The sequence below is a fragment of the Stenotrophomonas sp. YJH_SMC_133 genome (genome assembly GCF_059370655.1).
This window is the reverse complement of the sequence record NZ_JCAFTW010000008.1, coordinates 191,264-213,461: the sequence shown is the minus strand read 5'-3', so window position 1 is coordinate 213,461 and position 22,198 is coordinate 191,264. Positions and strand designations below refer to the sequence as shown.

Here is a 22,198-nt window from a genome sequence, read left to right as displayed (position 1 = left end):
GGTCAGGGCGCGATCCAGGCCAGCGTCGCCATGCGCCCGGTGCGACGGTCGCGCCGGTGCGAATACAGGTCCGGATCGGCCATGGTCGACACCGTGCCGCCATGGACCTGCGCCGGGTCCATGCCCGCCGCCTGCAACCGCTGCCGCGCCAGCGCGAACAGGTCCACCTTCCAGTGGCCCGCGCGGGTGGCCACGAACGCCGCCTCGGCGGCCGGATCATGGCCGACGAAGGCGTGGTAGACCTCCTCGCCGATCTCGTAGTCGGCCGGTCCGGCGGCCGGGCCCAGCCAGGCCCGCAGCTGCGCCGGCGGCGTCTGCATGGCGGCCACGGTGGCCTCCAGCATGCCGTCGGCCAGGCCACGCCAGCCTGCGTGGGCCGCGCCCACCTCACTGCCATCGGCGGCGGCAAACACCACGGGCAGGCAGTCGGCAGTCAGGATCGCCAGCACCACGCCCGGCACCGAGGTCACTGCGGCATCGGCCACCGGCTCGCTTGCGCCGCGCACCGGCGGCGCGGTGAAGCGCAGCACGGTGCTGCTGTGCACCTGGCGCAGCCAGTGCGGTGTCGAGGGCAGCCCCAGCCCCTGCTGCAGCAGCTGGCGGTTGTGCTCGACGTTGGCCGGGGTATCACCGTCGGCCGCGTGCCGGTTGCCCAGGTTGAACTGCGCGAACGGCGCCGGCGAAATGCCCGCACCGTGCCGACGCGTGGTCAGCGCATGGACGCCCGGCGGCGCCGGCCAGTCCGCCTGCAGCACCGGCAGCGCGGCGGCCATCACCAACGGTCCCGCTCGCGCGCGGCGAAGGCCTCGCTGTCTTCGCGCAGCACCTTCATCAGGTGCAGCATGTCCTCCGGCACCGGCGCGGTGTTGCGCACCAACTCACCAGTGATCGGGTGCGTGAACTCCAGGGTTTCGGCGTGCAGGGCCTGGCGCTTGAAGCCACGCAGCGCGGCCACCAGCTCATCGCTGGCCCCCTTGGGCAGCTTCAGCGCACCGCCGTACAGCGGGTCACCGATGATCGGATGGCGCACATGCGCCATGTGCACGCGGATCTGGTGGGTACGGCCGGTTTCCAGGCGGCACTCCAGCGCGGTGTGCGCACGGAAGCGCTCGCGCAGGCGGTAGTGGGTGATCGCTTCCTTGCCGTCCTCGCGCACCGCCATCTTCAGGCGGTCGCGCGGGTGGCGGTCGATCGGGGCATCGGCGGTACCGCCGGCCACCAGCGCACCCATCACGATGGCCAGGTACTGGCGGTGCACGTCGCGTGCGGCCAGCTGCTCGACCAGCGCGGTCTGCGCTTCCAGGGTCTTGGCCACCACCATCACGCCACTGGTGTCCTTGTCCAGGCGGTGCACGATGCCCGCGCGCGGCAGCACCGCCACCGACGGGTCGCGGAACAGCAGGGCGTTGACCAGGGTGCCGCTGTGGTTGCCCGCGCCCGGGTGCACCACCAGGCCGACCGGCTTGTTGATCACCAGCAGGTGCTCGTCCTCGAACAGCACGTCCAGCGGGATGTCCTCCGGCTGGGCGTCGGTCTGGGTTTCCAGCACCACGTTGAGGGTCACCACCTCGCCACCGCGCAGCGGATCGCGCGGGCGCACCTGGGCGCCGTCCAGCAGGACCTCCCCGGCCTTGATCCACTCGGTCAGGCGCGAACGCGAGTATTCGGGGAACAGTTCGGCCACCACGGCGTCGAAACGGCGGCCGGCAGCGGTGTCGGGGACGATGGCCTGGCGGGCCGATTCAGAGGGTTGTTCAGACATGGCAGGGGGCATTCTTTGAAATTTTGGGGTCCCGGCGGCCGGTTTCAGTCGCTGGACAGGACACTAGGCTATCATCGACCCTTCGTATTCCAGCCGCGTCCCGCCTTGACCTCATGATCCGACGCTCCTCCATGCTCTCCGCGCCCGTCCGCCTCACCGCCCTGCTGCTGGTGCTGGTCATCGCCGCCACCGGCTGCCACCGTGGCGCCAAGAAGGGCGATCGCCCCGATGAAGGGACGCCGGTCGAACAGTTGTACGAGAAGAGCCACAAGCTGATGCAGGGTGGCAACTGGAGCGGGGCTGAAACCAGCTTCCGCCGCCTCGTGGCCCAGTATCCGTACGGCCCGTATACCGAACAGGCGATGATCGAAACCGCCTACGCGCAGTACAAGGCCGGCAAGCACGACGATGCGGTGTCCAGCATCGACCGCTTCATCCGTACCTACCCGACCCATCGCAACATCGCGTACCTGTACTACCTGCGCGGCCTGGCCAACTCCAACCGCAGTACGGTTTTCCTGCGCCGCGTATGGTCGCTGGATGCCAGCCGCCGCGATCTGTCCACGCCGCACCAGGCGTATTCGGACTTCAACATCGTGGTGGACCGTTACCCGAACAGCCGCTACGCCGCCGATGCGCGCCAGCGCATGCTGGAGCTGCGTGACGTGTTCGCCCAGCATGAGCTCGACAACGCCCTGTACTACATGCGCCGCGGCGCCTGGGTCTCGGCCGCCGGCCGCGCCAACTACCTGCTGGAAACCTATCCGCAGAGCGCGTTCCAGTACGATGCCGTCGCCGTCCTGGCCGATTCCTACACCCACCTGGGCAACAAGACCCTGGCCGACGACGCCCGCCGCGTCCTGCAGCTGAACCAGCCGGACCACCCGTGGCTGGAAGGCAAGTGGCCGAAGTACCCGTGGATGATCCGCAAGCTGAACCCGTTCGCTGGCGAAAAGTCCGCCAGCACCGGCCAGCGCAACGCGCGACTGGAAAAGAAGTAAAAGAAGGCCCCGAAAGGGGCCTTTTCTTTGTCGGCAGATCCACACCATGCGTGGAGGGTTCGTGCGCCCATGGACCACGACACTAGGAATTCTACGAATCCCCGGCGGATGCGACGCCGGTCCCAATCGGCGTAGGCGAGGCCCTCCACACTACGGCGCAACGGCCATCCCGGCCGTGAAGGAGCGCCCCATGACCCCACCGCCCCGCCGTTTCCACCCGCTCGCCTGCCTCCTCGCCACTGCCCTGCTGGCGCTGTCCTCGGGCCCCGTGGCGGCTGCCTCACCCGCACCGGGCGATCTGCTGTCTGCTGCCCCCTATCGCGCGCCATGGGTGCCGTCCAAGGCCGCGCAGGCCTACAAGCTGCACTACCGCACCCCGGATCATCGCGGCCAGCTGGCCGAAGGCACCGGCCTGCTGTACCTGCCCGCCGGCGCGGCGCCTGCAGGCGGCTGGCCGGTGGTGTCCTGGGCACATGGCACCCAGGGCATCGCGGATCGCTGTGCGCCCTCGGTGTCCGGCCCCTACCAACCCGAACGCGACGGCCGCTTCCTCGATCAGTTCCTGGCACAGGGCTATGCGGTGGTTGCTGCGGACTACCAGGGCCTCGGCAGTCCAGGTGACCATGCCTATCTGCATGTGCGCACTGCCGCGCGCAATGCCATCGACCTCGTCAAAGCCAGCCGCCAGTATCTGGGCACCGCAACGCTGTCGCCGCGCTGGGTCTCGGTCGGCCATTCGCAGGGTGGTGCCGCCGCGCTCACTGCCGGGCATCTGGCGCCCACCTATGCTGGCCCGTCGCTGCACTACCGCGGCAGCTTCACCACCGGCACGCCCACCGCCGTCGAGCTGACCGCACTGGTGATGAAGCCGGACAACCGCACCGCCAATCCTGGCGCGCTCAACGCGTATCACGCGTATCTGCTCGACGGTCTGCTGCAGGTTGCGCCGCAGATCGACCGCGTCCTCAGCGACACCGGCCGCACCCGCGTGGCAGTGGCACGCGAGCAGTGCCTGGGCGAACTGGCCACCACGCTGGACGGCGCGGATACCGGCAGCATGTTCACCGCACCGCTGACCAGCGTGCCGGGCATCTGGGCCGTGCTGTACGACTATCTCGGCGTACCGCGCCGCGGTTTCAGCCAACCGCTGATGCTGGGCCACGGCAGCGAGGACCGCGACGTCCCCTATCTGACCACCCTGCTGTATGCCGCAGGCCTGGCGCTGCGCGGCGAGCCGGTAGCGTTCCGGCGCTACCCGGTCGACCATCGCGGCACGCTGGACGCTGCGGCGGCGGATGGCCTGGCATTCGTACGAGCCCGGCTGGGGGACGGCCACTTCAACGACGCTGCGGAAACCGCCGGCCTCGAACAGCTGCTCGACGACGCCCGGTAGATCCACGCCATGCGTGGATGCGCGGGATACGGGTTGCCGGCCAGCGGCCGGCACTACCGGAGGCAGTAGATCCGCGCCATGCGTGGATGCGCGGGATACGGGTTGCCGGCCAGCGGCCGGCACTACCGGAGGCAGTAGATCCACGCCATGCGTGGATGCGCGGGATACGGGTTGCCGGCCAGCGGCCGGCACTACCAAAGGCAGTAGATCCGCGCCATGCGTGGATGCGCGGCATACGGCGTTGCCGGCCAGCGGCCGGCACTACCTGCCAACGGCTACCTCAACCCTTGTAGCCGTTGCTGATCGGGTAGCGACGCTCGCGACCGAAAGCACGGCGCGACACCTTCGGGCCTGGCGCGGCCTGGTGCCGCTTCCACTCGCTGATGCGCACCAGGCGCAGCACGCGGTCGACCACGGTCGCGTCATAACCGGCGGCAACGATCTCCGTGCGCGACTGCTCCTGGTCGATGTAGCGGTACAGGATGCCGTCCAGCACGTCATAGGCCGGCAGCGAGTCCTGGTCCAGCTGGTTCTCGCGCAGTTCGGCCGACGGCGGGCGGCTGATCACCGCCGGCGGGATCACCGGCGCGCCGCCCACGGTATTGCGCCACTTGGACAGGCCGAACACCTCGGTCTTGTACAGGTCCTTCAACGGCGCATAGCCACCGCACATGTCGCCATAGATGGTGGCGTAACCGACGGCGTACTCGCTCTTGTTGCCGGTGGTCAGCAGCAGGCCACCGAACTTGTTGGCCAGCGCCATCAGGATCACGCCACGGCTGCGCGACTGCAGGTTCTCTTCGGTCACGTCCGGCGCAGTACCTTCGAACATGGGCGCCAGCGATTCCATCAGGCCCTTGAACGCCGGCTCGATCGAGACCGCTTCCAGCTTCACGCCCAGTGCCTGGCACTGCTCGGCGGCCAGGTCGTTGGACATGCCGGCGGTGTAGCGCGACGGCAGGCGCACAGCGGTGACGTTCTCGGCGCCGAGCGCGTCGACCGCCAGCGCCAGTACCAGCGCCGAATCGATGCCACCGGACAGGCCCAGCCAGACCTTCTTGAAACCGTTCTTGCGGCAGTAGTCCTGGATGCCACGGGTCACCGCGCGCCAGGCCAGCGCGTCCATGCTCTCGTCGCCGTCGTCCATCCACACGTGCGGCATGAAGCGACGCGTTTGGCCGTCGTACTCCACCACCAGCCACTGGTCGACGAAGGCGGCGGCGGCGGGGTGCACCGTGCCATCACCATCGGCCACCACCGAGGCGCCATCAAACACCAGCGCATCCTGGCCACCAACCACATTGAGATAGGCAATCGCTGCCCCGCTCTCGCGGGTGCGTGCGGCCAGCACCGCATCGCGCTGGGCGTGCTTGCCGCGCTCGTACGGCGAGGCATTGGGTACCACCACCAGCTGCGCGCCGGCGCGCACGGTGTCGGCCAGCGGCTCGGCGAACCACAGGTCCTCGCAGATCAGCAAACCCACCGGAATGCCGTTGACCTCGAAGACGCAGCTGCCACCGTCCGGATCAACATCGAAGTAGCGGCGTTCGTCGAACACGGCGTAATTGGGCAGCTCACGCTTGCGGTAGGTCTGCTCGACCAGGCCATCGCGCAGCACGCTGGCGGCGTTGTAGACCACCGCGCCAGCCGCCTGCGGCCAGCCGACCACCGCCGTGATGCCGCGGCAGGCACCGGCGATGCGCATCATTGCCTGCTCGCACTCGTACAGGAAGCCCGGGCGCAGCAGCAGGTCTTCCGGCGGATAACCGCTCACCGCCAGCTCGGGGAACATCACCAGCTCGGCGCCGTACTCGTCGCGCGCCTGGCCGATCATCTCGATGATGCGCTCGGTGTTGCCGGCGACGTCGCCGACCGGGAAGTCGAACTGCGCCATCGCGATGCGGATCGAAGCCATGGGAATCCAGCCTGTGGTTGCAATGCCGCCATTGTAGCGCTGCGCCATGCGCGCGCCGGGCGCGCTCGCTGCGTGGACAGCCCCGGCTCAGTAGATCCACGCCATGCGTGGATGAGCTTGCCGGGATGGCCAGGGCGCCAGACGCAGAAAGGCCGCCCGGAGGCGGCCTTTCTGTTTTGCAGCAGCCGGTGGGAAGAGCAGTCGACTAACAGTCGACTCTACAATCCCCCGCCCAGCGGTCTTACTTGACCAGCTTGGCGATGGCAGCGCCCAGGTCGCCCGGCGAGCGGACGGTGACAACACCGGCAGCTTCCATGGCGGCGAACTTGCCTTCGGCAGTGCCCTTGCCGCCCGAGGCGATCGCACCGGCGTGGCCCATGCGCTTGCCGGCCGGAGCCGACGCACCGGCGATGAAACCGACGACCGGCTTCTTCACGTGGTTCTTGATGTACTCGGCGCCGGCTTCCTCGGCGTCGCCGCCGATTTCGCCAACCATGATGATGCCTTCGGTCTGCGGGTCTTCGTTGAACAGCTTCAGGCAGTCGACGAAGTTCAGGCCGTTGATCGGGTCACCGCCGATGCCGATGCAGGTTGACTGGCCCAGGCCGACTTCGGTGGTCTGCTTGACCGCTTCATAGGTCAGGGTGCCCGAACGCGACACGATGCCGATCTTGCCCGGCTGGTGGATGTGGCCCGGCATGATGCCGATCTTGCACTCACCCGGGGTGATGACGCCCGGGCAGTTCGGCCCGATCAGCACGGTGTCCGGATGCGAACGGGTCAGCACGTTCTTGACGCGCAGCATGTCCAGCACCGGGATGCCTTCGGTGATGCAGACGATGACCTTGATGCCGGCAGCAGCGGCTTCCAGGATCGCGTCAGCCGCGTACGGCGGCGGCACGTAGATGACCGAGGCGTTGGCGCCGGTGCTCTGCACGGCGTCGGCAACGGTGTTGAAGACCGGCAGGTCGATATGGGTGGTGCCACCCTTGCCCGGGGTCACGCCGCCGACAACCTGGGTGCCGTACTCGATCATCTGAGTGGCGTGGAAGGTGCCCTGCTGGCCGGTGAAGCCCTGCACGATCACCTTGGTGTTCTTGTTGATCAAAACAGACATTGGAATTCCTTGGTGTCGGTATCAGGCGGCGTTCTTGACAGCTTCAACGATCTTCTTGGCGCCATCGTTGATGTTGTCAGCCGGAATGATGGCCATGCCGCTGTCACGCAGGAGCTGCTTGCCTTCTTCCACGTTGGTGCCTTCCAGGCGCACCACGACCGGAACCTTGACGCCCACTTCCTTCACGGCGGCGATGATGCCTTCGGCAATCATGTCGCAGCGGACGATGCCGCCGAAGATGTTGACGAAGATGCCTTCGACCTTGTCCGAGGACAGGATCAGCTTGAAGGCTTCGATGACGCGCTGCTTGTTGGCACCGCCGCCCACGTCCAGGAAGTTCGCCGGCTCGCCGCCGTTGAGCTTGATGACGTCCATGGTGGCCATGGCCAGGCCGGCGCCGTTGACCATGCAGCCGATGTTGCCGTCCATGGTGACGTAGTTGATGTCCAGTTCCGAAGCGATCACTTCGGTCGGATCTTCCTGGGTCTTGTCGCGCATGGCGACCAGGGCCTTCTGGCGGAACGCGGCGTTGTCGTCGCTGTCGAACTTGCCGTCCAGCGCGTACAGGTTGCCGTCGTCCAGGATGGCCAGCGGGTTGATTTCAACCAGGGCCAGGTCCTTTTCGTTGAACAGGCGGTACAGGTTCACCATGATGCTGGCGAACTGGCCGGCCTGCTTGGCGGTCAGGCCCAGCTTGAAGCCGAAATCGCGGCCGTGGTAACCCTGCACGCCTTCGACGAAGTCGACGTTCAGCGAGTGGATCAGCTCCGGGGTTTCAGCGGCGACCTGCTCGATCTCCACGCCGCCTTCCGAAGAGGCGATGTAGGTGATGGTCTTGGTGCCACGGTCGACCAGCACCGACAGGTACAGTTCCTTGACGATCTCGCCGGCGGTGGTCACCAGCACCAGGTTGACCGGCAGTTCAACGCCAGCGGTCTGGTAGGTGGCCATCTTGGTGCCGAGCATCTTGGCCGCAGCGGCCTTCACGTCGTCGGTGGTCTTGCAGAACTTGACGCCGCCAGCCTTGCCGCGGCCGCCAGCGTGGATCTGCGCCTTGACCATCCAGGGGCCCTGGCCCAGGGAGTTGGCAGCGGCAACCGCTTCGTCCGGGGTCGCAGCGACCTTGCCGGCCGGGACCGGGATGCCGTACTCGGCAAGCAGTTGTTTTGACTGGTATTCGTGGAAATTCATGCGTCACCGTGGGAATAGGAACGACCGCACGCAATTCCTCAGGGCCCCGGCGGGGCGCCGGCATGGACCGCGGCGGGCCCACTATTGTGGCCGAGCCGGCGCCGGGGCGCAAAGAAGTCTGTACAAAACGCCAGACGCGGGCAGATTTCCACCGTCATTCAGGCAGTTGCACCCGGGCCGGGGCTGGCCACCGGTGTCCGCAACGGGCCAAATGCGCGATCCGGACCACTTCGGCGGCGCCCGGCCGGGGGCCCTATACTGCCCTTCGCAAACGCGACGTGCCGGCCCGGCTTCAGGGGACGCCGGACAGGCCCGCCGCAGAATCCAGACCCAGGCAGCCAGAAGGGGAGTTCCGGCGTGTCACCCAGTGCTTCATTGATTGACCGCATCGAATCGATTCCGCGGCGTGAACTGTATTTCTTCGCGCTGTACCGGGTGCTGATCGCTACGGTCATTGCCGCCCTGCTCTACAGCCCGTTGTCGGCCATGGTCGGCGAAGCCCACCACCCGCGGCTGGCCGATGTCGTTGCGGTCATCTACCTGGCCCTGGCGCTGCTGGCCCTGGTGGTCGGCCGCAACGAACGCTGGCTGCGCCCGATCGTGGTCAGTGGCGTGCTGGTGGATATCGTGGCTGCCACCCTGCTGTCGCACGCCCTGCCCGGCGCCAGCGCCGGTATCTCGATGTCGCTGCTGTTCAACATCGCCGCCGCCGCCACTCTGCTGCCGCTCAGCCTGGGGCTGGGCCTGGCGCTGGCCGCCAGCCTGGCCACCGGCGTCGAGTACACCTGGAAGCTGCTGGAAGGCGGCGACCCCACCCGCACCCTCGCCGAACTGGCGATGTTCGCTACCAGCTACCTGGCGCTGGCCTTCATCAGCTTCCAGGTGGGCAACCGCGCCCGCCGCAACCAGCAGCTGGCCAACCAGCGCGGCGATGAAGTCGCCAACCTGTTCCAGATCAACGAACTGATCATCCGCCGCATGCGCACCGGCGTGCTGGTGGTGGACGCCGACAACCGCATCACCCTGGCCAACGAAGCCGCCTCGATGCTGCTGGGCGACAACGACGGCAACGGCGAAAGCGGACGCCTGGACCTGGCCAGTGCCGCACCGGAACTGGCGCGCCGGCTGCAGCGCTGGCGCAATGGCTGGGCACAGGACGAACTGCCGCTGCAGCTCAACCCCGACCAGCCGGAAGTGCAGCCACGCTTTGCCCGCCTGCTGGCCGGCAGCGACCTTGCGCTGGTGTTCCTGGACGATTCCAGCGTGGTCTCGCGCCGCGCCGAATCGCTCACCCTTTCCGCCATGGGCCGCTTCTCGGCCAGCCTGGCCCACGAGATCCGCAATCCGCTGGCGGCGATCAACTATGCCGTGCAGCTGCTCGAGGAAGGCACCGGCTTCAACGAAAGCGACCGCCGCCTGCTGCAGATCATCCGCCAGCAGTGCCAGCGCACCAACGGCATCGTCGAGAGCGTGCTGGGCCTGGCACGGCGCGAACGCGCCACGCCGGAGAACGTGGACCTGGTCGCCTTCGTGCGCCGCTTCGTGCTGGAGTACAAGCAGGGCCAGACCCTGGAGACCGACAGCATCGAACCGATCATCAGCGACACATCGGTGATGGCCCAGGTCGACGCCAAGCATCTCTACCAGGTGCTGACCGTGCTGGTGCACAACGCACTGAAGTACGGCCGCATCGGCCAGCAGCCTGCACGGGTGCGGTTGCGCGTGGCCCAGCACGAACGCAGCGCGGTGATCGACGTGATGGACCGTGGCCCGGGTATCCCGGAGAGCGTGGCCGCGCAGCTGTTCCGGCCCTTCTTCACCACGTCCGAGCATGGCACGGGACTGGGCCTGTACATCGCGCGCGAGCTGTGCAGGGCCAACCAGGCCCGCCTGGACTACATCGCGGTGCCGGCCGGTGGCTCCTGCTTCCGCCTGGTGCTGCCCGGTCCACATACGCTGCTGCCGAGCTGATCCCCATTCTGTGCGTCAAACATTTGTCGCTTCCAGCCCCCTCGTTTATCTTTCACGCCCATGAATGAAACCCGCAGCGCCCTCGTCGTCGACGACGAACGCGACATCCGCGAACTGCTGGTGCTGACCCTCGGCCGCATGGGGCTGCGCATCAGTACCGCCGCCAACCTGGCCGAGGCACGTGAGCTGCTGGCCAGCAATCCGTACGACCTGTGCATCACCGACATGCGCCTGCCCGATGGCAACGGCATCGAGCTGGTCAGCGAGATTGCCCAGCACTACCCGCGCACGCCGGTGGCGATGATCACCGCATTCGGCAGCATGGATCTCGCCGTGGAGGCGCTGAAGGCCGGTGCGTTCGATTTCGTCAGCAAGCCGGTGGACATCTCGGTGCTGCGCGGACTGGTCAAGCACGCGCTGGAACTCAACAACGCCGAGCGCCCCGCACCGGGCCCCAACGCCGAACAGGGCGGACGCCTGCTGGGCCACTCGCAGGCCATGGATGTGCTGCGCACCACCATCGGCAAGGTCGCGCGCAGCCAGGCGCCGGTCTACATCCTCGGCGAGTCGGGCGTCGGCAAGGAGCTGGTTGCACGCACCATCCATGCCCAGGGCGCGCGCGCGGCCGGCCCGTTCGTGCCGGTCAACTGCGGCGCCATTCCCGGCGAGCTGATGGAGAGCGAATTCTTCGGCCACCGCAAGGGCAGTTTCAGCGGCGCACACGCTGACAAGCCTGGCCTGTTCCAGGCTGCGCACGGCGGCACCCTGTTCCTGGACGAAGTGGCTGAACTGCCGCTGCAGATGCAGGTGAAGCTGCTGCGCGCGATCCAGGAAAAGTCGGTGCGCGCGGTGGGCGCGGCCACCGAGGAGCCGGTGGATGTCCGCATCCTCTCGGCCACCCATAAGGACCTGGCCGAGCTGGTCGAGGACGGGCGCTTCCGCCACGACCTGTACTACCGCATCAACGTGATCGAACTGAAGGTGCCGCCACTGCGCGAACGCCGCCAGGACCTGCCCGAACTGGCCGCCGCCGTGCTGGCCCGCCTGGCCCGCAGCCACGGCCGCGCCACCCCGCTGCTGGCGCCCTCGGCGCTGGAAGCCCTGGCGCAGTACGCGTTCCCGGGCAATGTGCGCGAGCTGGAGAACATCCTGGAACGTGCGCTGGCCCTGGCCGAGGAAGACTGCATCGGCGCCGATGACCTGCGCCTGCCACAGCACGCGCCGCGTGCTCCCGGCAGTGCGGCGCCCGCCGAAGCGGTGGCCGACCTGCAGCCGGGCAGCGCTGCCCTGCCCTCCTACATCGAGCAGCTCGAGCGCAGCGCCATCCAGCGTGCGCTGGAAGAGAACCGCTGGAACAAGACCCGTACCGCCGCGCAGCTGGGCATTACCTTCCGTGCGCTGCGCTACAAGCTGAAGAAGCTGGGGATGGAGTAAACCCGGGGGCCGGATCCCTTTCCAAAGGAAAGGGCTCTGACCCGGCGCGTACGACCGAACTGGTAGTGCCGGCCGCTGGCCGGCAACCCCATGCATCGCGTCATCCACGCATGGCGTGGATCTACCTCAATCCTTGGTGACGCGGTTGATCTCGGCCAAGCTGGTAATGCCCGCCGCCGCCTTCTTCAATGCCGACTGGCGCAGGTCATTCACCCCGATCTGCTGCGCCGCCTCGGCAATCTGCAGCGCATTGCCACCGGCCAGCACGATGGTGGCGATCTCATCGGTCATCGGCATGACCTGGTAGACGCCGGTCCGGCCCTTGTAGCCCTCGGTGCATTCGTCGCAGCCCACGGCCTCGTACAGCTCGATGCCCGCATCCAGCTGCGCCTGGGTGAAGCCTTCGGCCAGCAGCGCATGTTCGGGCAGGCTGGACGGTCGCTTGCAGTTGCCGCACAGGCGACGCGCCAGGCGCTGGGCGATCACCAGCGTCACCGAGCTGGTGATGTTGTAGGGCGCGATACCCATGTTCATCAGGCGCGCGATGGTCTGCGGCGCATCGTTGGTATGCAGCGTGGACAGCACCATGTGGCCGGTCTGCGCGGCCTTGATCGCGATCTCCGCTGTTTCCAGGTCGCGGATTTCGCCGACCATGATGATGTCCGGGTCCTGTCGCAGGAACGAGCGCAGCGCCGCGGCGAAGGTCATGCCGCGCTTGTTGTTCTGTTGTACCTGGTTGACGCCGGGCAGGCGGATTTCCACCGGGTCTTCGGCAGTGGAGATGTTGCGCGTCTCGTCGTTGAGGATGCCCAGCGCGGTATACAGCGACACGGTCTTGCCCGAACCGGTCGGGCCGGTCACCAGCACCATGCCGTACGGCTTGTGGATGGCATCCAGGAACAGCTTCTGCTGGTCCGGCTCGTAACCCAGCTTGTCGATGCCCAGCTTGGCCGCGCTGCCATCGAGGATACGCAGCACCACCTTCTCGCCGAACAGGGTCGGCAGCGTGCTGACGCGGAAGTCGATCTGCTTGGTCTTGGACAGGTTGAGCTTGATGCGGCCGTCCTGCGGGACGCGCTTCTCGGCGATGTCCAGCTGTGCCATCACCTTCAGGCGCGCGGCGATGCGCTGGTTCAGCTTCACCGGTGCGCGCGCCACCATCTTCAGCAGGCCGTCGATGCGCAGGCGCACGCGGTAATCGTCTTCGTAGGGCTCGAAGTGGATGTCCGAGGCGCCCTTGCGGATCGCATCGACCAGCACCTTGTTGACGAACTTCACCACCGGGGTGTCGTCACCCTTGGCGTCGATGCCGGAATCGCCGCCGGTGGCGCCGAGATCCTCGTCGCCGGCCGCCACGTCCAGGTTGCCCATGCCATCGTCATCGCCACCCAGGGCATCGCCGAGGGTGTCATGGCTGGCGTGCCACTGTTCCAGCGTGCGCCGGATCTGGTCCTCGTCGACCAGGATCGGCTCGACCACCAGGTTGGTATGGAACTTGATCTCGTCCAGCGAGTGGGTCGGGTTGCTGGTGCCGACGAACAGCTTGCCACCGCGCTTGAACAGCGGCAGCACGTTGTGCTTGCGCAGCAGCTCCTCGCTGACCAGGCTCATCGCGTTCTGGCTGGCGTCGAAAGTGGACACGTCGAACAGCGGCATGCCGAACTCGACCGCGTTGGCGGCGGCCAGCTGCGAGGCATTGACCAGCTTGTTCTGCGCGAACCACGTCGGCAGCGGCTGGCGCGCGGCGGCGGCCTTGGCCATGGCGTCGCGGGCGGTGGCCTCGTCCAGGGCCCCGTCCTGCACCAGGCGACGGGCCAGGCCGGTGATGCCGACAAGATTGGCGGTGGTGACAGCGTTCATATGAATCCTTGGCTCATGGGGTCATGCCATGCCGTGCTTCTTGCACGGACACCGCACGGGGCAGCAGAACCCGCCGCGACCCAATGGCCACCGGCATCGCCAATCCATGAGCAACACTGCCTTGCCCGGCACTCCCGGCCCGGCAGGCACGATCCTGACTCCCCCGGGGATGATAGCCCCGTCAAGGGGCAGCCAGCATCCCACCGGAGCGCTGAAGTGTGATCAGCAGCCGGTCGGGCGATAGCGCGCTTCGAACGCGCTGCCATCGCAGCTCCAGATGCCCTCGGCCGAGCGGCGCAGGATCAGGTCCTTGCCGTCCAGCGCGCTGTGTCCCTTGAGGGTGCAGCTGATGTGGCCGACACCGGAATCGCTGAGTTCGGCTTCAACGTTCGAGCAGTGGGCGTTCTGGGCACCGCCGATGAACTCGGGGGTGACCAGGCTGGCCGAGCGGTTTTCATAGACGACCGTTTCAACCAGCATCTTGCCCGGGCTGATGTCGGCCAGCGCGGCCGTCAGCTGGGTACGGATGATGTATGGCTGGAACGCCACCGTCGCGATGGCCGCCAGAATGCCGATGATGGCCACCACGATCATCAGCTCGATGAGCGTAAAGCCCTTCTGCGTGTTCATGATTCCCCCTGTGTTGTCCAGCAATCCCCATTGCTGCATGCCGACCGGGATTCGTACTCCAGTTAGCACAAGGCCCGCCGAAGCGGGCCTTGTGTCAACTCTGATGACAGCTACAGGAGCAGCAAACTCCCATGCCTGTCAGGTCAAGAGTATTAGGTACCAGTGCAGCCAGCCGGACGGAACTTCTTATCGACCGACACCGTGGTGCAGCTGAAACCGCCAGCCTTGGTGATCGCGCCCGAGGTAGCGTCGACGGTTGCTTCGGCATAGTCCAGCGAGATGCTGGAGCTGGTGCCAATACGACCCGGATCACGGATGGTGCACTTCATGCCGGTCTTAGCCACGGTGATTTCCGAGCAGCTACCGGTTTCCTTGCTCTGGAAGCCGGCAGATTCCAGCGTCGGAGTCTTACCGTTGCTGACTTCCATTTCGAACTGGGTCTTGTGCGAGGCCAGGTCGGCCAGCGCAGCGGTGACCTTCGACTTCGAGGTGTAGTCCTGGTAGGCGGGCAGTGCGATGGCGGCCAGGATGGCGATGATCGCGACGACGATCATCAGTTCGATAAGGGTGAAGCCCTTCTGGTTCTTCATTGGTACATCCCCAAGATAGTGGTGGTTGAGTTCAGTGCACGGGATCGGACCGGACAACGCCGGTTGAGCGGGCCCCGCGCCCTGCGGGTGGATCAACGCAGGTTGCGTGCCAACCCCGGCACGCCTCCCCCTGGATTTCCCCGCGCCCATGATGGCAGCAATTTCGCGGATGGGAACCCCCCGCTTCCGAATCTGCGATGGACGCGGCAATGTGACGCAGTACGTCACCTTTGGTCGGCACCCGGCACGAAATCGCACGCTGGGCCGCCTGCCAACTGCCCATCCGCCCTTGAACCCGCTACCATCGATGGCTAGTTACCCGCCTGGGGATGGCGGGTCTTGGGGAGCCAAAATGTCTGTCAGTCGCAGTGCGATCAAGAAAGAGCCGGTGGCGCGCGCCACCATGGAGCTGCAGCCGTTTGTCTGGGAGGGGACCGACAAGCGGGGCGTGAAGATGAAGGGCGAGCAGCTGGCCAAGAACGCCAACCTGCTGCGCGCCGAGCTGCGCCGCCAGGGCATCAACCCGGGCCAGGTCAAGCCCAAGCCGAAGCCGCTGTTCGGCGCCGCCGGCAGCCCGGTCAAGCCCAAGGACATCGCCTTCTTCAGCCGGCAGATGGCCACGATGATGAAATCCGGCGTGCCGATCGTGTCGGCGCTGGACATCATCGCCAGCGGGCACAAGAACCCGCGGATGAAGAAGCTGGTCGACACCATCCGCACCGACATCGAGGGCGGCTCCTCGATGTACGAGGCGATCAGCAAGCACCCGGTGCAGTTCGACGAGCTGTACCGCAACCTGGTGCGGGCCGGCGAAGGTGCCGGCGTTCTGGAAACCGTGCTGGACACGGTGGCCACCTACAAGGAGAACATCGAAGCGCTGAAGGGCAAGATCAAGAAAGCGCTGTTCTACCCGATCATGGTGGTGGTGGTGGCCATGCTGGTCAGCGGCATCATGCTGGTGTTCGTGGTGCCGCAGTTCGAGGACGTGTTCAAGAGCTTTGGTGCCGAGCTGCCCGCCTTCACCCAGATGGTGGTGAACCTTTCGAGATTCATGGTGTCGTGGTGGTGGCTGATGCTGCTGGTCGCGATCGGTACGGCGGTCGCCCTGGTCATGTCCTACAAGCGCTCGCCGAAGATGCAGCATGCGATGGACCGGCTCGTGCTGAAGGTGCCGGTGATCGGGCAGATCATGCACAACAGCGCCATCGCCCGCTTCTCGCGCACCACCGCGGTGACCTTCAAGGCCGGCGTACCGCTGGTGGAGGCGCTGGGCATCGTGGCCGGTGCTACCGGCAACACCGTGTACGAAGAGGCGGTGCTGCGCATGCGCGACGACGTCTCGGTGGGTTACCCGGTGAACATGTCGATGAAACAGACCAACCTGTTCCCGCACATGGTCATCCAGATGACCGGCATCGGCGAAGAGGCTGGTGCGCTGGACGCCATGCTGTTCAAGGTGGCCGAGTACTATGAGCAGGAGGTCAACAATTCGGTGGATGCCCTGAGCAGCCTGCTGGAACCGATGATCATGGTGTTCATTGGTACCATTGTGGGCGGCATGGTGATTGCCATGTACCTTCCCATCTTCAAACTCGGCGCCGTCGTCGGATAACACATACATGGCTTTTCTCGACCAGCATCCTGGCCTCGGCTACCCCGCCGCGGCCGCCTTCGGACTGCTGCTGGGCAGTTTCCTGAACGTCGTCATCCTGCGCCTGCCCAAGCGGCTGGAATGGCAGTGGAAGCGCGATGCGCGCGAAGTCCTGGAGGAACCGGACTTCTATGAACCGCCCCCACCGGGGATCGTGGTCGAGCCGTCGCACTGCCCGCACTGCAAGCACAAGCTGAGCTGGTACGAGAACATCCCGCTGTTCAGCTGGATCATCCAGGGCGGCAAGTGCCGCCACTGCAAGGCACCGATCTCGCTGCAGTACCCGCTGGTGGAGGCGCTGACCTCACTGCTGGTGGTGGCCTGCGTCTGGCAGTTCGGCTTCGGCTGGCAGGGTTTCGGCGCCATCGTGCTGACCTGCTTCCTGATCGCGCTGTCCGGCATCGATCTGCGCACCCAGCTGCTGCCCGACCAGCTCACCCTGCCGCTGATGTGGCTGGGGCTGATAGGCAGCATCGACAACCTGTACATGCCGGCCAAGCCCGCCCTGGTGGGCGCGGCGGTGGGCTATCTGTCGCTGTGGACGGTCTGGTGGCTGTTCAAGCAGCTGACCGGCAAGGAGGGCATGGGCCACGGCGATTTCAAGCTGCTGGCAGCGCTGGGCGCCTGGTGCGGGCTGAAGGGCATTCTGCCGATCATCCTGCTGTCGTCGGTGCTGGGCGCCATCATCGGCTCGATCTGGCTGTACAGCCGGGGCCGTGACCGCGCCACGCCGATTCCGTTCGGCCCTTACCTGGCCATTGCCGGCTGGTTGTACTTCATGTGGGGCGCGCCGCTGGTGGAGCAGTACATGGTGATGAGCGGGCTGCGCTGAGGGGAGTCCCCATGAGCCGCTATGTGGTTGGCCTGACCGGTGGCATCGCCTCGGGCAAGAGTGAAGTGACCCGGCGCTTCGAAGCGCTGGGCATCGTGGTGGCCGACGCCGACCTGGCCGCCCGGGCCGTGGTGGCTGCCGACAGCCCGGCGCTGGCCCGCATTGCCGAGCGTTTCGGCGCCGACATGCTGCTGGCCGACGGCAACCTGGACCGGGCCCGCCTGCGCGCCCACGTCTTTGCCGATCCGGCCGAGCGGACGGCGCTGGAAGCCATCACCCACCCGGCCATCCGCCTGCTGATGCAACAGCAGTGCGAGCAGGCTGAGAGCCCCTATGCGATTGCCGCCATTCCGCTGCTGACCGAGGTGGGCGGGCGGAAGGCTTACCCTTGGTTGGACCGGGTATTGCTGGTGGATGCACCGGAAGCCGTGCAGCATGCCCGGCTGATGCAGCGCGATGGCATTGATGCTGCGCTGGCCGACCGGATGATTGCTGCGCAGGCCAGCCGTGCGCAGCGCTTGGCACTGGCCGATGACGTAGTGGTCAATGATGGGCAGCCGGAGGACCTGCAGGTGCAGGTGGAACAGCTGCATGCGCGGTATCTGGGCTTGGCCGGGGCTTGAGGCCTGGTTGCCGGCCAGCGGCCGGCACTACCAAAGCGCATCCACGCGTGGCGTGGATCTACTGGCCGATTCGATTGCCGGCCAGCGGCCGGCACTACCGAAGCGCATCCATGCGTGACGTGGATCTACTGGCCGATTCGGTTGCCGGCCAGCGGCCGGCACTACCAAAGCGCGTCCATGCGTGGCGTGGATCTACTGGCCGATTCGATTGCCGGCCAGCGGCCGGCACTACCAAAGCGCATCCATGTGTGGCGTGGATCTACTCCAGCTGCTGGCGGGCGTAGCGGGCCAGTTCGCGGGCGCCCAACAGCAGGCCGTCGACCACATCGGGATTGAGCTGCTGGCGGGCGCCACCCTGCTCCCGCGCGATTTCGGCAGCGTGCAGCAGCTGGATCAGGGTATTCAGGCCGGCAAGCGTGCGGCTGAGACCAGCCATCGTGGCGGCCTGCGCCGGGCTGGCCTCCTGCACATCCAGCCGTTGGCCGTCGGCGGCGTCGCGGCCATCCATGCGCGCCAGCAGGGCGGGCAGCAGGTCCCTGGGGTCATCCAGCAGAACTTCGACCCGCTCGGCGACGTCGGCAGGCAGCAGGTGGGCGGCATCGCCGATCAGGGCGTGCAACTGGGGGAACAGCGGGCGGGTGGACATGGTGAAGCTCCTCGCAGACGGCAGGCCACCTGCAGATGCAAGGTGGCGGACGGTGCGGGTTGGCGTACCGGACAACTCCCAGATGGATGGAAACTCCGGCGGATTCCCGGGAATCCCCACGCACCGCCCGCCATGAAGCGAGCACAGTGCATTGTCCGCGATGCCGCGCGAGGCATCGGGAGTTTTCCATCTGACAGTTGATTTCAGGACGCCAATCCCGGCCAAGGCACCTGCCCCAGCCAGGTCATCAGGCCATCGCCGCGCACGGCGATCTGTAAGGAAATTCCCAAGTGCGGCGCGGGCTTGCCAATGCGTGCGTTGGAACACGCGCGGGGCGCGGCAGCGATCACGGTGGTGTCGTGTCGGGCCTGTGATGCGATGTTCGCGTGCGGGGGATTCAGTGGCACAAGCGACACAGGGCGTGATGCAAGGTCGGCAGGGTCCGTGCCGACCAAGGTCGGCACCCACCAAAGCAGGGCCGCTTACAACGGCTTCGGCGAGAACGTCAGGGTGGCGATCACGCCACGCTCGCCACCGGGGCGCACGCTCACCTGCCAGCCGTACAGGTCGCACAGACGGCTGACGATCGACAGGCCGATGCCGCCGCCCTGCGAATGACCAGCGTGCGTGCCGCGGTAGCCACGCTGGAACAGCTTGGCCGCGTCTTCCTCGCTCAGGCCCGGGCCGCTGTCGGTCACCGACACCGAATTGGCGCCCACGAAGACGCGTACTTCGCCATCCTGCGAGTACTTCACCGCGTTGCCGATCAGGTTGCCCAGCGCCACCGACAGCGCCGCCTCGGGTGCATCGATCACCAGGTTGCGCTCGCCTTCCAGCAGCAGCTCCAGCGGCTTGCCACCCAGCTGCGCGCGGTGCGCATCCAGCAGCTGCTCGGCCACGCGGGCCACGTTGCTGGTGCCCTGCCCGCGCTCGTTGCGCGACAGCAGCAGCAGTGCGCCGATCAGGTCGCTGCACTGCTGCTCGGCACGCTGGATACGCTGCAGGCGCTGCAGCACCTTCTCGTCCAGGCCGGGCCGGGTCAGCAGCAGCTCGGTGGCACCGCGGATCACTGCCAGCGGCGTGCGCAGTTCATGGCTGACGTCTGCATTGAACTCGCGATCGCGCTGCACCACTTCGGTCAGCCGCGAGGAATAGTCGTCCAGCGCCTGTGCCAGCTGCCCCACCTCGTCATCGGGAAAGCGCGGCGCCAAGGGCTCGGGCTCACTGGTACCGCCACGGTACGCACGCAGCCGCGCGGCCAGGTCCGACACCGGCTTCATCACCTTCGACGCCGACCACCAGCCCAGCACCAGCGACAGCACGCTGAACACCAGCACCGACAACACCAGCGCGCGGTTGAGCTGCTTGCCGCCGCGCACGCTGTCGGTCATGTCATAGGCGAGGAAGAACCAGGCGTCGGGCGTCTTCCGCACGGCCAGCTTGTAGGAATAGGGTTCGCCGTGTTCGTCGCCGCTGACGCTGTGGATGCCATCGGAGAAGCCCGCCCACTGCGCGCGTTCTTCGCGCACCCGGTCGAACTTGTCCTTGGAATAGGCATACGCACGGATCTGCAGCACCGGCGCGTCCGGGTTGTGGCCCGGGTGTTCGTAGTAGCGCCGCGCGTACTCGTCGATGTTGCGGTTCATCAGCTCTTCCACCAGCTGGTTTTCCACGCGCAGGCGGGCCCAGTTGGTGGCAAACGCGAACAGTGTCGTCAGGCAGAAGCCCAACAACACGAACGAGACGATGATGCGGCTGCGCAGGCGCCGCCGGTATGGCGTGCGCCGGCGCTCCCCCTTGGCTGCCACGGAATCAGGCTTCCGGGGTGGCGATGCGGTATCCGATGCCATGGCGGGTCTGGATCAGCGGCACTTCAAACGGCTTGTCGACCACCGCACGCAGGCCATGGATATGCACGCGCAGCGAATCCGAATCGGGCAGTTCCTCGCCCCACACGCGGGTTTCCAGCTCCTGGCGGGTCACCACCGCCGGTGCCGCTTCCATCAGCGCCTGCAGGATCTTCAGCGCGGTCGGGTTGAGCTGCAGCAGCTTGCCCTGGCGGCGCACTTCCAGCGTATCCAGGTTGTATTCCAGGTCGCCGGTTTCCAGCACGCGGGTCTGCACGCCCTTGCCGCGGCGCGACAGGGCGTTCAGACGCACTTCCACTTCCTGCAGCGCGAACGGCTTGATCAGGTAGTCATCGGCACCGGAGTCGAAGCCGGCCAGCTTGTTGTCCAGCGAATCGCGGGCCGTCAGCATCAGCACCGGGGTCTGCTTGCGCGCTTCATTGCGCAGCTTGCGGCAGACTTCGATGCCGTCCATGCCTGGCAGGTTGAGATCCAGCACGATCGCGTCGAACTCGTGCACCACGGCCAGATGCAGGCCGGTGACCCCGTCAGCCGCGAAGTCCACCGTGTGCCCCCGGTCCTCCAGATAGTCGCCCAGGTTGGCCGCAATGTCGCTGTTGTCTTCGATTACCAGGATTCTCACTGTCACCTCTAATTGACTGTACTGCCGGCGCGCATGACCTGCCTCATGTCTTGCTGTGCCCGTTCCTTCTGCCGAGCGCGCTCGGCAACGGTCATGCACTGCGTCGTGGTCCGGTTGGAACCGATGGGCTTTTCACGTTGGCATATTAGACGACTATCTTCACGCGCCTGTGTCAAAACCGTGTTCACGACCTGCTGATCGTTGAAGACCTGGGTTTGCACCGGTTCAGGCATGGAATCGCGTGCGGGGTACTGCTCCACCGCTGCGCGCATGCGTGCAAGGGCGTCGTTGACGCGGGTGCGCTCGTCCTGCTTGAGTTCCGAATAGGTTTCGCCGTCCTTGAGCTCCACCTCGATACGCGCGATCTGCTGCTGCAGCGGCTGGCCGGGCACGAACACGTCCTTGCCCCTGGATGCCGATGCGGTACTGACCAGGGCGAGTCCTGACAACAGGACGGCCGACATCAAAGCCTGTTTCATGGCAAACAAATCCTTGTCCGTGGCGAATCCCGACTGTATTCGCACCCCCTTCACGCCAGCAAGTGCCAATGGTCGGGGCAGCGGAAGCCCTACCGCGAGCTGGCAGGGTTGAAGTTGTTGAAGGTGCGCTGGTCGTTCAACAGCGCCTTGCCCTTTTCCTCGATCCGGCGGCGCTCGGCCACCGTCAGGCAGCGGCTTTTGGGCATGTTGCTGCCGGTGCTGCGCGTGTGCTGGCAGATCTGCCGGCTGTCCTCGTGGGCACGGGTGAGCAGGGTGTTGATCCGCTCCTGGTCGTTGAAGACCTCCCCCTGCACCTGCGGCGGCAGTTCCTGCACGCTCTGGTGGCCGCCCATCCGCGCGGTGATCCGGGCCAGCGCTTCGCGCACGGTGCTGCGGTCATCAGCGGAAATCTCGCTGTAATCGCCATCATCCAGGGCCTTTTCGACCTGGCGCACCTGCTCGGCCACCGGCGACTGCCGGTCCATCTGCACAACGGATTTCTCCGGCTTGGCCGCAGCAGATCCGGCCAGGCCCAGCAACAACGCGATCATCGTGATGCGGTACATCGCCAGCCTCCGATCCATCCAGGAACGATGGGGGCCACTCTACGGCC

At 66.5% G+C, this 22,198-nt stretch carries 20 protein-coding genes; 7 read left to right on the top strand and 13 right to left on the bottom strand.

Annotated features, from left to right (window positions below):
• Nucleotides 1–2 precede the first annotated feature (2 nt).
• Entirely contained in the window at nucleotides 3–773 is a 771-nt protein-coding gene (gene pgeF / locus AC5P78_RS13525) for a peptidoglycan editing factor PgeF (RefSeq protein WP_111198059.1), read from the bottom strand.
• A complete protein-coding gene (gene rluD, locus AC5P78_RS13520) occupies nucleotides 773–1,762 on the bottom strand; it encodes a 23S rRNA pseudouridine(1911/1915/1917) synthase RluD (protein WP_005410789.1) in 990 nt (329 codons plus the stop codon). The genes pgeF and rluD overlap by 1 nt, the downstream gene beginning before the upstream one ends.
• 113 nt (nucleotides 1,763–1,875) lie before the next feature.
• On the opposite strand from rluD, the gene AC5P78_RS13515 reads away from it, so the two are divergent.
• Together AC5P78_RS13515 and AC5P78_RS13510 are read left to right on the top strand one after the other, a co-directional pair.
• On the top strand, nucleotides 1,876–2,763 hold the full coding sequence (locus tag AC5P78_RS13515) for an outer membrane protein assembly factor BamD (protein WP_024956778.1): 888 nt from the start codon (nucleotides 1,876–1,878) through the stop codon (nucleotides 2,761–2,763).
• Nucleotides 2,764–2,953: 190 nt separating this feature from the next.
• On the top strand, nucleotides 2,954–4,156 hold the full coding sequence (locus AC5P78_RS13510) for a lipase family protein (RefSeq protein ID WP_060380470.1): 1,203 nt from the start codon (nucleotides 2,954–2,956) through the stop codon (nucleotides 4,154–4,156).
• Between the two features lie 280 nt (nucleotides 4,157–4,436).
• On the opposite strand, the gene AC5P78_RS13505 is transcribed toward AC5P78_RS13510, so the two are convergent.
• The 3 genes from AC5P78_RS13505 to sucC all read right to left on the bottom strand — a co-directional run bounded on the left by AC5P78_RS13505 (nucleotide 4,437) and on the right by sucC (nucleotide 8,379).
• Complete coding sequence (locus tag AC5P78_RS13505; protein ID WP_414489890.1) at nucleotides 4,437–6,071, bottom strand: NAD+ synthase; 1,635 nt, start codon at nucleotides 6,069–6,071, stop codon at nucleotides 4,437–4,439.
• 241 nt (nucleotides 6,072–6,312) lie between these two features.
• The gene (gene sucD, locus AC5P78_RS13500; RefSeq protein WP_005410793.1) at nucleotides 6,313–7,188 is read right to left on the bottom strand and encodes a succinate--CoA ligase subunit alpha; all 876 of its coding nucleotides are present in this window, start codon (nucleotides 7,186–7,188) and stop codon (nucleotides 6,313–6,315) included.
• Nucleotides 7,189–7,209: 21 nt separating this feature from the next.
• On the bottom strand, nucleotides 7,210–8,379 hold the full coding sequence (gene sucC / locus AC5P78_RS13495; RefSeq protein ID WP_004154430.1) for an ADP-forming succinate--CoA ligase subunit beta: 1,170 nt from the start codon (nucleotides 8,377–8,379) through the stop codon (nucleotides 7,210–7,212).
• 357 nt (nucleotides 8,380–8,736) lie between these two features.
• Between sucC and AC5P78_RS13490 the strand changes: the two genes are divergently transcribed.
• Complete coding sequence (locus AC5P78_RS13490; protein ID WP_065183900.1) at nucleotides 8,737–10,350, top strand: sensor histidine kinase; 1,614 nt, start codon at nucleotides 8,737–8,739, stop codon at nucleotides 10,348–10,350.
• A 60-nt stretch (nucleotides 10,351–10,410) separates the two neighbouring features.
• On the top strand, nucleotides 10,411–11,784 hold the full coding sequence (locus tag AC5P78_RS13485) for a sigma-54-dependent transcriptional regulator (protein WP_049452342.1): 1,374 nt from the start codon (nucleotides 10,411–10,413) through the stop codon (nucleotides 11,782–11,784).
• Between the two features lie 126 nt (nucleotides 11,785–11,910).
• Here AC5P78_RS13485 and pilB read toward each other — a convergent pair whose 3' ends face one another.
• From pilB to AC5P78_RS13470, 3 genes are all read right to left on the bottom strand, one after another.
• Nucleotides 11,911–13,644 (bottom strand): type IV-A pilus assembly ATPase PilB, encoded by a 1,734-nt coding sequence (gene pilB, locus AC5P78_RS13480; protein ID WP_005414305.1) that lies wholly within the window; start codon nucleotides 13,642–13,644, stop codon nucleotides 11,911–11,913.
• Nucleotides 13,645–13,866: 222 nt separating this feature from the next.
• A complete protein-coding gene (locus AC5P78_RS13475) occupies nucleotides 13,867–14,274 on the bottom strand; it encodes a pilin (RefSeq protein ID WP_043035128.1) in 408 nt (135 codons plus the stop codon).
• A 152-nt stretch (nucleotides 14,275–14,426) separates the two neighbouring features.
• A complete protein-coding gene (locus tag AC5P78_RS13470; RefSeq protein WP_043035129.1) occupies nucleotides 14,427–14,864 on the bottom strand; it encodes a pilin in 438 nt (145 codons plus the stop codon).
• A gap of 352 nt (nucleotides 14,865–15,216) precedes the next feature.
• Here AC5P78_RS13470 and AC5P78_RS13465 point away from each other — a divergent pair, with 352 nt between their 5' ends.
• Genes AC5P78_RS13465 through coaE form a run of 3 tightly spaced genes read left to right on the top strand, consistent with a single transcriptional unit; the run spans nucleotide 15,217 to nucleotide 17,970 of the window.
• Entirely contained in the window at nucleotides 15,217–16,476 is a 1,260-nt protein-coding gene (locus tag AC5P78_RS13465) for a type II secretion system F family protein (protein WP_099474767.1), read from the top strand.
• 7 nt (nucleotides 16,477–16,483) lie between these two features.
• Complete coding sequence (locus AC5P78_RS13460) at nucleotides 16,484–17,347, top strand: prepilin peptidase (RefSeq protein WP_005410800.1); 864 nt, start codon at nucleotides 16,484–16,486, stop codon at nucleotides 17,345–17,347.
• A gap of 11 nt (nucleotides 17,348–17,358) precedes the next feature.
• On the top strand, nucleotides 17,359–17,970 hold the full coding sequence (coaE, locus tag AC5P78_RS13455) for a dephospho-CoA kinase (RefSeq protein ID WP_049452340.1): 612 nt from the start codon (nucleotides 17,359–17,361) through the stop codon (nucleotides 17,968–17,970).
• 259 nt (nucleotides 17,971–18,229) lie between these two features.
• Here the strand turns inward: coaE and AC5P78_RS13450 are convergent, their stop codons facing one another.
• The 5 genes from AC5P78_RS13450 to AC5P78_RS13430 all read right to left on the bottom strand — a co-directional run bounded on the left by AC5P78_RS13450 (nucleotide 18,230) and on the right by AC5P78_RS13430 (nucleotide 22,151).
• Nucleotides 18,230–18,616, bottom strand: a complete 387-nt coding sequence (locus AC5P78_RS13450) for a hypothetical protein (RefSeq protein WP_043034308.1) — start codon at nucleotides 18,614–18,616, stop codon at nucleotides 18,230–18,232.
• A gap of 482 nt (nucleotides 18,617–19,098) precedes the next feature.
• Nucleotides 19,099–20,466 carry a sensor histidine kinase gene (locus AC5P78_RS13445; RefSeq protein ID WP_043034309.1) on the bottom strand — a complete coding sequence of 456 codons (1,368 nt, stop codon included), beginning with the start codon at nucleotides 20,464–20,466 and terminating at the stop codon, nucleotides 19,099–19,101.
• A complete protein-coding gene (locus AC5P78_RS13440) occupies nucleotides 20,429–21,106 on the bottom strand; it encodes a response regulator transcription factor (RefSeq protein ID WP_005410804.1) in 678 nt (225 codons plus the stop codon). The genes AC5P78_RS13445 and AC5P78_RS13440 overlap by 38 nt, the downstream gene beginning before the upstream one ends.
• An 8-nt stretch (nucleotides 21,107–21,114) precedes the next feature.
• Entirely contained in the window at nucleotides 21,115–21,585 is a 471-nt protein-coding gene (locus AC5P78_RS13435) for a hypothetical protein (protein ID WP_005410805.1), read from the bottom strand.
• 89 nt (nucleotides 21,586–21,674) lie between these two features.
• Entirely contained in the window at nucleotides 21,675–22,151 is a 477-nt protein-coding gene (locus AC5P78_RS13430) for a hypothetical protein (protein WP_005410806.1), read from the bottom strand.
• Nucleotides 22,152–22,198: the final 47 nt, after the last annotated feature.

Bases quoted from the DNA above. Each gene is read 5' to 3' on its own strand.
- AC5P78_RS13435 (WP_005410805.1), bottom strand. From the start codon at position 21,585: ATGAAACAGGCTTTGATGTCGGCCGTCCTGTTGTCAGGACTCGCCCTG.
- AC5P78_RS13475 (WP_043035128.1), bottom strand. From the start codon at position 14,274: ATGAACACGCAGAAGGGCTTTACGCTCATCGAGCTGATGATCGTGGTG.
- pilB (WP_005414305.1), bottom strand. From the start codon at position 13,644: ATGAACGCTGTCACCACCGCCAATCTTGTCGGCATCACCGGCCTGGCC.
- AC5P78_RS13505 (WP_414489890.1), bottom strand. From the start codon at position 6,071: ATGGCTTCGATCCGCATCGCGATGGCGCAGTTCGACTTCCCGGTCGGC.
- sucD (WP_005410793.1), bottom strand. From the start codon at position 7,188: ATGTCTGTTTTGATCAACAAGAACACCAAGGTGATCGTGCAGGGCTTC.
- AC5P78_RS13460 (WP_005410800.1), top strand. From the start codon at position 16,484: ATGGCTTTTCTCGACCAGCATCCTGGCCTCGGCTACCCCGCCGCGGCC.
- rluD (WP_005410789.1), bottom strand. From the start codon at position 1,762: ATGTCTGAACAACCCTCTGAATCGGCCCGCCAGGCCATCGTCCCCGAC.
- coaE (WP_049452340.1), top strand. From the start codon at position 17,359: ATGAGCCGCTATGTGGTTGGCCTGACCGGTGGCATCGCCTCGGGCAAG.
- AC5P78_RS13485 (WP_049452342.1), top strand. From the start codon at position 10,411: ATGAATGAAACCCGCAGCGCCCTCGTCGTCGACGACGAACGCGACATC.
- AC5P78_RS13470 (WP_043035129.1), bottom strand. From the start codon at position 14,864: ATGAAGAACCAGAAGGGCTTCACCCTTATCGAACTGATGATCGTCGTC.
- pgeF (WP_111198059.1), bottom strand. From the start codon at position 773: ATGGCCGCCGCGCTGCCGGTGCTGCAGGCGGACTGGCCGGCGCCGCCG.
- sucC (WP_004154430.1), bottom strand. From the start codon at position 8,379: ATGAATTTCCACGAATACCAGTCAAAACAACTGCTTGCCGAGTACGGC.
- AC5P78_RS13430 (WP_005410806.1), bottom strand. From the start codon at position 22,151: ATGTACCGCATCACGATGATCGCGTTGTTGCTGGGCCTGGCCGGATCT.
- AC5P78_RS13450 (WP_043034308.1), bottom strand. From the start codon at position 18,616: ATGTCCACCCGCCCGCTGTTCCCCCAGTTGCACGCCCTGATCGGCGAT.
- AC5P78_RS13445 (WP_043034309.1), bottom strand. From the start codon at position 20,466: ATGGCATCGGATACCGCATCGCCACCCCGGAAGCCTGATTCCGTGGCA.
- AC5P78_RS13515 (WP_024956778.1), top strand. From the start codon at position 1,876: ATGATCCGACGCTCCTCCATGCTCTCCGCGCCCGTCCGCCTCACCGCC.
- AC5P78_RS13465 (WP_099474767.1), top strand. From the start codon at position 15,217: ATGTCTGTCAGTCGCAGTGCGATCAAGAAAGAGCCGGTGGCGCGCGCC.
- AC5P78_RS13510 (WP_060380470.1), top strand. From the start codon at position 2,954: ATGACCCCACCGCCCCGCCGTTTCCACCCGCTCGCCTGCCTCCTCGCC.